The following is a 12,153-nucleotide window of genomic DNA, read 5'->3' as shown; positions in this document are numbered from 1 at the left end:
CTGATGTGCAATACAATATTGAACAATATCGATTCGTTCCTGCCAAGTTGTAGAACGTCCTTTGGTCATCGCATGTGCTCCCCCTGAATAAGCTTTTAAGCCGCTATGGCCATTATACTGCTTAATCCAGTTGGAGAGCTGCGTTCGACTAGCAATCTTGTATTTATCGATGATCTGGTACTGGGACAAGCCCCCCTCCAGGTAATCCTTCACTGCTTCGAGCTTAAGCTCAGCGCTATAGCAACGATTATGGGCCTGACGTTCCAGTCCTTCAACCCCATATACCTTATAACGTTTTCGCCATTTCACCAGAGTTGTTTTAGAGATACCATATTTCTTAGTCGCATCCTTCAAGCTAATCTCGCCACTCGATATTTCACCGATGATAGCTAGTTTATCTGACGGACTATATATTTCTTTAGGCATGAAAAAACTCCCCTTACAGTAGCAGGTTTTATTATTTCACCTGTCTACCGTATGGGGAGCATATCAATCCCCTGGTTAGCCTATATTTGTTTTCGCAGCAACTTCCCCGCTTCCCCGCTCTCAACACATTGATCTCATAAATAGTCGGCGGTTTGCATATTTTGGTACAGTACATGAAATATCCAATGCTTACGAAGCGGGTTTGCTGCGCAAACCTTAGCCAATGCTTACGAAGCAGGTTTGCTGCGCAAACCTTTAAGGAGGGTAAAGACGTCGATGCCCCTTATGAAGAAAAGATTTCGTAAAATGACCGCAGAGCTTTTGGAAATGCCTCATGACGTCGTATATGATTTGCCGCGTTTAACGATGATTGGGGATTGTCAGCTCTACATAGAAAATCATCGGGGTGTCGTTCATTTTTCCAGTGAGCGCCTGCGATTGGCGCTCAGCAAAGGGCAACTGGAAGTAACGGGCAGCGCACTTGTCATTCGGACGATATGGGCAGAAGAAGTGTTCGTGGAAGGACAAATTACAAACATACAATTGATTCCATAACAAGTTGAAATCGTTGATTAGAATGAGTCAAAGCTATGGGAGGGAAATGGCGTGAGCGCACGAGGCGGACAATGGTTTAAGGGGATCGTTACTGTCGAAATCAGGGGGGGGAAGCCTGAGCAGCTGGTTAATCAGGCGCTTTCCGGCGGCCTGCAGCTGTCTTCAATTCGGTGGACAAGCGGAGGACTGCTGGAATTTGAAGTGTCAATTAGCGACTTTTTTCAGCTTCGCACGTATTTGAAGGAGACAGGCTGCCGCGTACATGTGAGCAAACGCCAAGGTCTGCCTTTTTGGCTGGTAAAGGTGGAAAAACGGAAATTTTTTGCGGCGGGTATTATGTTGTTCTTTGCTCTTATATTTATGCTTTCCTCGCTTGTATGGAGCGTTGAAGTGGAAGGCAATGTGAAGCTTTCGGAGGATCAAATAAGAGCTGTGGCCAAGCAGGAGGGGCTGTATCCCATGCAGTGGTCTTTTCGTCTTGCAAATACGGACGTGCTGTCTAAGCAGCTTGTACGCAGGCTGCCGGGCTCCTCTTGGATAGGCGTTGAGAAGAAAGGGACGAAGGTGACCATTCGCGTCGTTGAGCAGACGGTTCCCGATCAAGCCCCCTTGCAGAATCCTCGCCATTTGGTAGCTTCCGCCGATGCGGTCGTAACGGAAATCATTGCGGAAGCTGGCAGACCTGTCGTAAAGAAAAATATGAAGGTAAAAAAAGGACAGACATTAATATCAGGCACAATCGGAGGAGAGGAGTATTCTCGAACTGTTGTAGCGAAAGGGAAGGTAAAAGGCCTTGTATGGTACGAATTTGAGGTAGCCTCTCCTATGGTACAGCAAGTAAAGGTGTATACGGGTGAGAAGCAAACGAAATGGTTTGCTGTAATAGGCTCCAGGGCTCTTCAGGTTAGCGGATACGGTGAAACGCCGTATAGCGCCTCCGAAACCATCAGACACGAGGAACAGGCAGCCTGGCGCAAATGGTCGCTCCCTATTGGTCGGTTGAAAGAGACGATATTGGAGACCCGTTTGGAGAAGCGGTCGTTAACGGAAGACGAGGCAAAGAGCATCGGCATGTTGCAGGCGAAGGCAGAGGTTATCCTGAAAGCAGGAAGCGACGCGGTCATCCGCAATGAAATTGTTTTGCATGAAAAGGCCGACAATGGTAAAGTTTATATGAAAGTTCTTTTTGAGGTCGAGCAGTCTATCGTAAAGGAAATGCCACTAGTCCAGATGCAAGGAGATTGAGAATTGTTGCAAATTGAGACGAAAGTAGTCAAAATACCGCTCGGCAATGCAGCGGAAGGATTAGCCGTATTCGGACCGCAGGACAAGTATCTGCGTCTAGTTCAAGCACAGGTCGAAGCATCGATTTCGTCACGCGAGGCAGAAATTGTCATATCCGGACCGAATGAAGAGGTTGATTCGCTAGAGCAGCTCTATCACGTGTTATTACAGCTCGTCCGCGGGGGCTATACGCCTTCGGAGAGGGATGTGGGCTATGCGCTTGAATTAGCAAGATCCATGCAGGCAGAAGAGCTGCTAGACTTGTTTAAAAAGGAAATTACGACGACCTATCGCGGCAAGCCGATACGAGTGAAGACCATTGGACAGCGTCATTATGTGAAAACAATACGTAAGCTTGACATTGTATTCGGTATTGGTCCAGCTGGTACGGGAAAAACATATTTAGCCGTTGTATTGGCCGTTGCGGCGTTGAAGGAAGGCTCCGTTAAGCGTATCGTTCTTACGAGACCAGCTGTAGAAGCAGGCGAGAATCTGGGCTTTTTGCCAGGTGATCTGCAGGAAAAGGTCGATCCTTACTTGCGGCCCTTATATGATGCCCTGCATGATGTGCTGGGACCTGAGCAGACGGTCAAGGCGATGGAGCGAGGCATGATTGAAATCGCTCCGCTTGCTTATATGCGCGGACGCACACTCGATGATGCTTTTATTATTTTGGATGAAGCTCAAAACACGACGCCCGAGCAAATGAAAATGTTTTTGACGCGGCTTGGATTCGGCTCGAAGATGGTCATTACCGGCGATGTTACGCAAATCGACCTTCCGCGCGGCAAAAACTCAGGACTCATTGAGGCGCAGCGCATTTTGAAGGATATAGAAGAAATCGGTATTATCTTTTTCTCTGAGCAAGATGTTGTTCGTCACTCACTCGTTCAAAAAATTATTGTGGCATATAACTGGGATGCTGAAAACAAAGCCTAGAGAGGAATGTCTGCTGCATGAACCAAAATCAGACCGGAAAACAGGGGAGCTTGCGTCCGCCTAATACGGCGACTTGGAAGCAGAGTGCAGCCGTTCGTTGGGTGCTGATGTTTATGTTTGTGGTGCTGTTCTATTTCAGCCTGGCGCCTCATCTCGTCCCTGAAACCTATGATATCCATGAGGGTGCTGTAAGCGAGAAGGACATTAAAGCTCCCTTCCAAATCAAGGATGAGAAGGCAACAAGACAGGCCGAAGAGGAAGCCGCTGAGAAGGTCGACGTCATTTATTCGAACGTTGCCCTTCGCAGCGAAACGCTCGTGGAGCAAATTTTCTTGCGCATTGAACAGCTTAATCAGGATGATCAGGTAACGGTGCAAAATAAAATCGATATTTACCGGAATGAAATCCCTGGCCGTTATAACACTTATATTGATGATTTTGTCAAGCTAAACAAAGGGAAAGAAACGTATAACGATACGTTGCTGGAAGAAATGGCGCTAATTGCGAAGGAGCAGCAGTATACCGTTCCTGAGGAAACCTTTTATAAACTTCCTAATGTCTCGTCGGAGACTTTAGCCGAGATGCGTACAGTAGCTCGGGATATTGTGCGTAAGCTGACGAGCGAGCAGCTGCGCGAGGCGGAAACAGCTAGGACACAGGTAGCAGAGCAGGTAAATGCGAGCTCGCTGTCCAGCCGGACTAGCCGTGAAATCGTTCAGGAATTGGCCAGGTTCGCGATTATGCCGAACCGATTTATGGACAAGGAAGCGACAGACGAAGCTAAGCTGCAAGCGAAGCAGAATACGCCGCCCGTCGTCATTAAAGAAGGCGATCTGATCGTGAAGCGGGGTCAGACGATCACGCCTGATTTATATAAGCTGGTCGCTGATTCGAATTTGCTGCAGGATAAGAAAAACTACTGGCCGCAGCTAGGCTTGCTTATATTATCCGTTATGTTCATTATTGTTCTGTATGCTTATTTACATCAATCTGGCGGTATTAACGGTATTAAGCCGAGATATAACAACGCTTCGCTGCTGATGCTTTGGCTCATATTTCTTATTAATATTATTTTGATGCAGATCATTTCCTTGACGCAGACGGACGCGGCATCCTATGCGGGTTATTTGGCTCCGGCCGCACTTGGTACGATGCTCATTACGCTATTGCTGGACATGCATTTAGCTATGATCAGCTCCATCTTATTTTCAATTATAGGCAGTATTATATTAAACACAGGACAACTGCAGCTTTTTGATTATAAATATGGCTTTGTCATCATTGTTGTATCCTTTGCCGCGATGTTCTCGATTCATCGCGCAAGTCAGCGTTCGACCATATTAAAGGCTGGAATTATGGTTAGTTTATTTGGTTCCTTAGCTGTCATAACCATTCTTCTATTGTCTGAGCAGATCGATCGGGTATCGTTTATTTATTCGATTGCGTTTGCATTTGCAAGTGGATTGGTAACAGCGGTTTTAGTTATTGGCCTGATGCCGTTTTTTGAAATAACGTTTGGTATTTTGTCGGCGCTTAAGTTGGTAGAGCTGTCAAATCCGAATCATCCGCTGCTTCGCAAGCTGCTTACGGAGACGCCGGGAACCTATCATCACAGCGTTATGGTCGGCAATTTATCCGAGGCGGCGGCAGAGGCGATTGGCGCCGATGGTTTATTGTGCCGGGTAGGTTCATTTTATCATGATATTGGCAAGACAAAGCGGCCGAACTATTTTATCGAAAATCAGACGAACATCGAGAATCCGCATGATACAATTGATCCTAAGCTTAGCAAATCGATCATTGTCGCGCATGCTAGAGATGGTGTTGAAATGCTCAAGGGTTATAATATCCCTAAGCCGATTCGCGATATTGCGGAGCAGCATCACGGTACGACCTCCCTCAAGTTTTTCTACTATAAAGCATTGAAGCAGGCTGAGGAGCAGGGAGCTGAGCCAACGTTTACCGAGGATGATTTCCGGTATCCAGGTCCCAAAGCGCAGTCGAAGGAAGCTGCTGTAGTTGGGATTTCGGATTGCGTGGAGGCAGCAGTACGAAGCTTGCGGAATCCAACCGTGGAGCAGGTTGAAGCTATGATCAATAAAATCATCAAGAGCAGACTTGATGATAATCAGTATAACGAATGCGATTTGACGCTGAAGGAGCTTGACAAAATTGCGCAATCGCTCAAAGAAAGCGTTATTGGCATATTCCATTCGCGGATTGAATACCCCGAAGATGTGAAAACAAAGGAGCGTATGGCATGAGCTTGCAGCTGGATTGGAGTAATGAACAGGAGAAGATGGAAATTCCCGATGTCTGGATTGCAAAGCTGGAGCAGCTGCTGCAGCTTGCCGCTAAGGCGGAAGGAATTTCCGATGGAGAAGTTTCGCTCACATTTGTCGACGATGACCGTATACATGAGTTGAATCGCGAATATCGAGGCATTGACCGGCCAACAGATGTCTTATCGTTCGCTATGCAGGAGGACGGTACAGATGAGCTTGATATCATTTTTGATGTCGAAAGCGAAGATGAGCTGGACCCGATATCTGGCATGCTTGGCGATATTATTATTTCGGTTGAAACCGCTGCTCTGCAAAGCGAGGAATATGGGCATTCCCTTGAGCGTGAGATCGGCTTCTTGTTCGTCCATGGTTTTCTGCATTTGATTGGCTATGATCATCAGGAGCATGCTGCTGAGGAAGAAATGACGGCAAAGCAGGAAGCGGTTCTGCAGCAAGCAGGCTTAACAAGATAATGCGAAAGTTTATGCGCAGCTTTTTGGCAGCAGGCGCAGGAGTAGGCTTTGCGATTCGCACGCAAAGCCATATGCGCTTTCATATCGCTGCTGCGATTATGGTTTGCGGATTGGGCTGGCTTGTGTCGTTAAAGCCGCTGGAATGGGCAATCATAATCGTTACAATAGCAATGGTAATGACCGCTGAAATGATGAATACCGCTATCGAGCAGGCAGTTGATTTGGCCAGCCCGAATATACATCCAATAGCAAAGATTGCCAAGGACGCTGCTGCGGGAGCTGTATTAATTTCCGCAGCTCTTTCTCTAGTCGTAGGTCTGCTTATTATGGGGCCCCCTTTGTGGCATTTACTGGTCAAATAAGCTGGACTGAAGGAATGGGGGGATATCACGATGGAATATGCAGGATTGTCAGAAGCGTACACGAGTCTGCTGCATGCGGCAAGGGAAGCGATGATTCGCGCTTACGTTCCTTATTCAAGGTTTCAGGTTGGTGCAGCACTGCTAGACGATGAAGGCCATGTCCATTATGGCTGCAATGTGGAGAATGCTGCCTATGGACCGACGAATTGCGCAGAGCGCACCGCCTTGTTTCGCGCTGTGGCAGATGGCAAGCGTCCGGGACAATTTCAAGCCATTGCAGTGATTGGCGATACAGAAGGGCCGATAGCGCCTTGCGGAATTTGTCGACAGGTTTTAGTCGAGCTGTGCGCACCGGAAATGCCAGTCATTATGGGAAATTTACACGGTCATTGGACGATTGCGACCGTAGCGGATATATTGCCGGGAGCCTTCACGCCGGCATCACTAGAAATCGAGGAGCGTTAAATAATAGAATGAGTAAACCAACTTCAAACGAACGTGACAGCAAGAAATTCCGTTCCGGCTTTGTAGCCATTATAGGAAGACCGAATGTGGGAAAATCGACTTTGATGAATCATTTAATTGGTCAGAAGATCGCCATCATGTCAGATAAGCCGCAAACGACTCGCAACAAAATCCATGGCGTATATACGACTAATGATACACAAATCGTCTTTTTGGACACACCAGGGATTCATAAGCCGCAGTCAAAGCTCGGCAACTATATGATGCAAACCGCTGAAAGCGCGCTTAAGGAAGTGGAGGCTGCATTGTTTTTGATCGATGCTTCTGAAGGCTTGGGCGGCGGAGACCGTTTCATTATTGAGCAGCTCAAGAAAGTGAAGACGCCTGTATTTCTTGTCATGAACAAAATTGACAAGGTAGAACCTGAGCAGCTTCTTCCGATGATTACACAATATAATGAGCTGCATGATTTTGCGGAAATCATCCCGATCTCGGCTCTCAAGGGTAATAACGTCAATACCTTGCTCGAACAAATTTCTCGTTATTTGCCTGAAGGACCTCAGTATTATCCTGCGGATCAAATTACCGATCATCCAGAGCAATTCGTATGCTCGGAGTTGATACGCGAGAAGATACTGCACATGACTCGTGAAGAAATACCCCACTCCATTGCGGTGACGATTGAGGATATGCGCGTGAAGGAAAATGGCGTCGTTTATATCGGAGCGGTTATTTTTGTCGAAAGAGACTCTCAAAAGGGAATCATTATTGGCAAGAAAGGCGAATTGCTTAAGGAGGTCGGAAAGCAAGCGCGCAAGGACATCGAGGCGCTGCTTGGATCACGAATCTTCCTGGAGCTATGGGTAAAGGTGAAGAAGGATTGGCGGAATCAGGACCGCATTTTGAAGGATCTTGGCTTCCGGCATGACTGATCATATTTGACGAAATTTGTTAAGGATAGCCGACAGCTGATTATTGCATCCTAATACCGTCTGGAGCAGCATTTCCGACGCGGAAAGGGATGAATACGAATGCGAGATTTTTCGTGGAAGTATTTTGCGTTGACTGGGGATGTCGAATCCTTCATGCTTTATAAAGAAATAAATCAGTTTGGAGAGGAAGGCCGTTCCGATACGTCAGCAATGGATGAAGAACAAACGTCTACCATAGCGCTGGAAGACAGCACAAGCTGACGTATTTTTGAAATTATTGAATCGCTGATAGTTGAATCGTTGATTTTTTAAGCGCTCAGGGGAGAGTTAGCGGTATGCTTTATCGTGTAGAGGGCATTGTTATACGAAGTATGGATTATGGGGAAGGCAATAAAATCGTGACGCTGCTCACAAAGTCAAACGGCAAGGCAGGCGTGCTTATACGCGGGGCGAAGAAGGTGAAGAGCAAGCATTCATCACTAGCCCAGCCGTTTACATATGGAGAGTTCGTTTATTTCCGAAGCAGCGGACTTGGCACGTTAAATCATGGTGAGATTATAGAATCTCACCATCATTTGCGCGAGCAGCTGGATATGGCTGCTTATGCATCTTATGCGGCGGAGCTAACCGATCGCTCTACACAGGATGATGAAGCAACCGGCTTTCATTTTGAGCAATTGCAATCGTGCTTGTCGGCGCTGGAGCAAGGCAAGGATGCACAAATCGTCATTCATTTGTATGAGATGCGCATTTTGGATCTATCAGGCTATGCTCCTGAGCTTGATGAGTGCGTTAGCTGCAGCAATGTAGTAGGCCCTTTCAAATTATCTGCTTATGCAGGAGGCATTTTGTGCGCGAGATGTACCGGAAAGGATCCAAGCGCTTTACCGCTAGGAGATGGAGCCTATAAGCTGCTCAAGCTGTTCCGGAGATTGGATATGCGCAGGCTGGGCGCCATTTCAGTAAAGGCTGAGACGAAGACGGAGCTGAAAGCATGTATGCGCAAGCTGATCGACACGCATCTTGGGTTTCAACTGAAATCCCGCAGCTTTCTTGATCAACTGGATAAGCTTCTGTGAGTCATTCGTCTCGCAGTAATGTTTTATTTAATTATGCGAAAGGTTTGACAACCGGTGCAAAAAGGCATACAATATTAGAATTATGAATATTGGACAATGATGGAGAAAGTAATCGTGATGTGTCGACTGAATTAGCGAGCCGGGAACAGTGAAAGCCTGGATGGACAATACGATGAAACGGCACTCCGGAGTCGTAACGAACAAGAGGGTTTATCGGGAAGGATAAACCAAGTAGGGTGGAACCGCGGGATATAACTCTCGTCCCTACGTCTGGCAGCAGGCGTAGAGACAAGAGTTTTTTTGGCATTTTATCGCCTTTGCTGATCCAGAGCGCAGTCCGTCAATGGACAGAAAATAGTGAAATAAGGAGAGGAACAACGATGAATTTTCAAGGAATGATTTTGACGCTGCAAAAGTTCTGGGCTGAGCAAAATTGTATTCTCGTACAGCCTTATGATGTGGAGAAAGGTGCAGGTACGATGAACCCAATGACGTTCTTGCGTTCCATTGGACCCGAGCCTTGGAATGTGGCCTACGTGGAGCCTTCCCGCCGCCCGGCGGATGGCCGTTATGGCGAGAATCCAAATCGCCTGTATCAGCATCACCAGTTTCAAGTTATTTTGAAGCCATCACCGGACAACATTCAGGAGATTTATTTGGAAAGCCTTAAACAGCTTGGTATCGATGCGAATGACCATGATATCCGCTTCGTTGAGGATAACTGGGAATCGCCGACGCTTGGCGCTTGGGGGCTTGGCTGGGAAGTTTGGCTCGATGGCATGGAAATAACGCAGTTCACCTACTTCCAGCAGGTTGGCGGAATTGATGCAAACCCCGTTGCGGTCGAAATTACTTATGGAATGGAGCGGCTTGCTTCGTATATTCAACAAAAAGAAAATGTATTCGATCTGGAATGGGTAGAGGGTATAACCTACGGGGATGTATTCAAGCAGCCAGAATATGAGCATTCGAAATATACGTTCGAAACTTCGGACACGGCTATGCTGTTTACCTTATTCAACATGTATGAAGAGGAAGCAAAGAAAACGATGGAACAGCATCTCGTGTTTCCTGCATATGATTACGTGCTGAAATGCTCACACACCTTTAACTTGCTTGACGCTCGCGGAGCAATCAGCGTGACGGAGAGAACGGGCTATATTACAAGGGTGAGAAACCTGGCGCGTGCTTGTGCGTCTACTTATTACGAGGAGAGAGAGCGTCTCGGTTTCCCATTGCTGAAGAAAGGAGTGGAGCAGCATGACTAGAGATTTATTGCTGGAAATTGGTTTAGAGGAAGTTCCCGCAAGATTTGTTCGCGGCGCAATGAATCAACTAAAGGAAAAAACGGTAAAGTGGCTTTCTGATTCGCGTATCGAATATGGAGCTGTTGAAGTTTTTGCTACACCTCGCCGGCTTGCCTTACTTATTCATGAGGTTGCGGAAAAACAGACTGATATGAATGAAGAAGCAAAGGGGCCTTCGCGCAAAATCGCTCAAGATGATCAGGGCAATTGGAGTAAAGCAGCACTAGGCTTCGCTCGAAGTCAAGGTGTAGAACCGGATCAGCTATTTTTTCAGGAACTTGCTGGTGTTGAATACGTATACGCTAATAAAAGCAGCATTGGAACAGCTACAACGGCTGTTTTGCCAGATGGCTTGCTAGCGATTATTACATCCATGTCATTTCCGAAAAATATGCGTTGGGGAAGTCATGAGCTTCGTTTCGTTCGCCCGATTCGCTGGCTGGTCGCCTTGTTTGGTCAAGAGGTTATTCCATTTGAGATTACAGGCGTTCAAACCGGTAATATATCTCGCGGACATCGATTCCTTGGCGAGGATACGACTGTGCTCGAACCGGCGCAATATGTAGAAAAGCTGCGTGAGCAGCATGTTATTGCCGATGTCAGTGAGCGCGAGCAGCTCATTATCCAGCAGATTAATGACCTGGCGAAGGAAAAGGGCTGGGAAATAGCAATCAAAGAAGATTTGCTTGAAGAGGTGCTTTTCTTGGTCGAATACCCAAATGTGCTATTTGGCGGCTTCGATCCGGCTTTCCTTCATATTCCTCAAGAGGTGCTTATTACGTCGATGCGTGAGCATCAGCGTTATTTCCCGGTATTTAACGGAGAGGGACAGCTGCAGCCTTACTTTGTTACCGTCCGCAATGGTGATCGAAAGTCGATCGAGCTTGTTGCCAAGGGGAATGAGAAGGTACTGCGCGCCAGACTGTCTGATGCGAAGTTCTTCTATGAGGAGGACCATAAGCTTACGATCGATCACGCCCTTACGAAGCTTGAGAACATCGTCTATCATGAGGAGCTCGGTTCAGTTGCGGATAAAGTAAGAAGAATTCGGACGACAGCGGACCTGTTAAGCAAGCACTTGCTTGTTGACCAGCAAGTGGCACAGGACGTAAGCCGTGCGGCCGATATTTGCAAATTTGATCTCGTGTCGCAAATGGTTTATGAATTTCCGGAGCTTCAAGGCATTATGGGAGAGGATTACGCACGCAAGGCTGGGGAGAGCTCTTCTGTGTCGAGGGCGGTTAACGAGCATTATCAACCACGCTTCTCAGGTGATCGTGCCCCTTCCGAGCTGACCGGCGCAATCGTAAGCTTGGCGGACAAAATCGACACCATCGTTGGCTGCTTCTCAATCGGCATCATTCCGACTGGCTCACAGGATCCGTATGCGCTCCGCAGACAAGCTGCCGGAATCGTCCAAATTATTTTGGCGCATGGGCTGAAGCTGCAATTAAATGATCTTTATGATGCGGCGCTTTCGGTTCATTTGCAGCGCGGGTTGAAACGCGAAGCAGCAGATATTCGTAAGGATTTGTCGGATTTCTTCGCGCTTCGCGTCAAAAATGTGCTCTCCGAGCAAGGTGTCCGCTACGACGTCGTTGATGCCGTGATGGCTTCTGGATTTGCTGATTTGCGTTTTGCCGTACAGCGTGCTGCGATTGTTCAAGCTCATGCTGCTGGTGAAGACCGCGCGGAGTTTAAAATAACAGTCGAACAATTTAACCGCGTCAGCAATCTGGCTGCAAAGGCTGCATCCGTTTCAGTTGACCCCTCATTGTTCGTTGAACAAGTGGAGAAGGACCTTTTTGAGCAGTGGCAGAAGCAGCAAGCGGTATTTAGGGAAGCGATCGAGCAGGGTGATGTTTCGAAAGCATTGCAGAGTCTTATAGTCCTGAAGCCGTACATTCATGCCTATTTTGAAAACGTCATGGTTATGTCGCCAGATGAAGCAGTTCGTGCTAACCGGCTGTCTACTCTTGCTGGAATCGCTGCGGATATCGCGATCGTCGCCGACTTCTCGAAGCTGGTTTGGTAGCTGAACAGACA

General features: G+C 47.4%; 13 protein-coding genes. 12 read left to right on the top strand and 1 reads right to left on the bottom strand.

What is annotated here, in order from left to right:
• The coding region (locus tag ACO9K6_RS03970; RefSeq protein ID WP_424766231.1) for a transposase at nt 1–426 on the bottom strand (426 nt) is incomplete at its 3' end.
• Between the two features lie 276 nt (nt 427–702).
• On the opposite strand from ACO9K6_RS03970, the gene yqfC reads away from it, so the two are divergent.
• The 12 genes from yqfC to glyS all read left to right on the top strand — a co-directional run bounded on the left by yqfC (nt 703) and on the right by glyS (nt 12,142).
• Nucleotides 703–981 carry a sporulation protein YqfC gene (gene yqfC / locus ACO9K6_RS03965; protein WP_424766230.1) on the top strand — a complete coding sequence of 93 codons (279 nt, stop codon included), beginning with the start codon at nt 703–705 and terminating at the stop codon, nt 979–981.
• A gap of 51 nt (nt 982–1,032) precedes the next feature.
• Nucleotides 1,033–2,226, top strand: a complete 1,194-nt coding sequence (gene yqfD, locus ACO9K6_RS03960; protein ID WP_424766229.1) for a sporulation protein YqfD — start codon at nt 1,033–1,035, stop codon at nt 2,224–2,226.
• 6 nt (nt 2,227–2,232) lie between these two features.
• Entirely contained in the window at nt 2,233–3,204 is a 972-nt protein-coding gene (locus ACO9K6_RS03955; RefSeq protein ID WP_424766248.1) for a PhoH family protein, read from the top strand.
• 17 nt (nt 3,205–3,221) lie between these two features.
• Nucleotides 3,222–5,468, top strand: coding sequence for an HD family phosphohydrolase (locus ACO9K6_RS03950; protein WP_424766228.1), 2,247 nt, complete (start codon nt 3,222–3,224; stop codon nt 5,466–5,468).
• Nucleotides 5,465–5,962, top strand: a complete 498-nt coding sequence (gene ybeY, locus ACO9K6_RS03945) for an rRNA maturation RNase YbeY (protein ID WP_424766227.1) — start codon at nt 5,465–5,467, stop codon at nt 5,960–5,962. The genes ACO9K6_RS03950 and ybeY overlap by 4 nt, the downstream gene beginning before the upstream one ends.
• A complete protein-coding gene (locus ACO9K6_RS03940; protein ID WP_424766226.1) occupies nt 5,962–6,324 on the top strand; it encodes a diacylglycerol kinase family protein in 363 nt (120 codons plus the stop codon). Before ybeY ends, ACO9K6_RS03940 begins: the two co-directional genes overlap by 1 nt.
• Before the next feature lie 30 nt (nt 6,325–6,354).
• Nucleotides 6,355–6,789, top strand: coding sequence for a cytidine deaminase (locus ACO9K6_RS03935; RefSeq protein WP_424766225.1), 435 nt, complete (start codon nt 6,355–6,357; stop codon nt 6,787–6,789).
• An 8-nt stretch (nt 6,790–6,797) separates the two neighbouring features.
• On the top strand, nt 6,798–7,721 hold the full coding sequence (era, locus tag ACO9K6_RS03930) for a GTPase Era (RefSeq protein WP_424766224.1): 924 nt from the start codon (nt 6,798–6,800) through the stop codon (nt 7,719–7,721).
• A 99-nt stretch (nt 7,722–7,820) separates the two neighbouring features.
• Complete coding sequence (locus ACO9K6_RS03925) at nt 7,821–7,982, top strand: YqzL family protein (protein WP_424766223.1); 162 nt, start codon at nt 7,821–7,823, stop codon at nt 7,980–7,982.
• A gap of 74 nt (nt 7,983–8,056) precedes the next feature.
• Nucleotides 8,057–8,800 carry a DNA repair protein RecO gene (recO, locus tag ACO9K6_RS03920; RefSeq protein ID WP_424766222.1) on the top strand — a complete coding sequence of 248 codons (744 nt, stop codon included), beginning with the start codon at nt 8,057–8,059 and terminating at the stop codon, nt 8,798–8,800.
• A 380-nt stretch (nt 8,801–9,180) separates the two neighbouring features.
• Nucleotides 9,181–10,068: a glycine--tRNA ligase subunit alpha gene (gene glyQ / locus ACO9K6_RS03915; protein ID WP_424766221.1), complete on the top strand. Its 888-nt coding sequence runs from the start codon at nt 9,181–9,183 to the stop codon at nt 10,066–10,068.
• Nucleotides 10,061–12,142, top strand: a complete 2,082-nt coding sequence (glyS, locus tag ACO9K6_RS03910; protein ID WP_424766220.1) for a glycine--tRNA ligase subunit beta — start codon at nt 10,061–10,063, stop codon at nt 12,140–12,142. Before glyQ ends, glyS begins: the two co-directional genes overlap by 8 nt.
• Nucleotides 12,143–12,153 lie beyond the last annotated feature (11 nt).

Source organism: Paenibacillus praedii, assembly GCF_049725345.1.
Taxonomy (GTDB): domain Bacteria; phylum Bacillota; class Bacilli; order Paenibacillales; family Paenibacillaceae; genus Pristimantibacillus.
The sequence above is the reverse complement of the archived record's forward strand: the minus strand, read 5'-3'. Positions and strand labels throughout refer to the sequence as shown.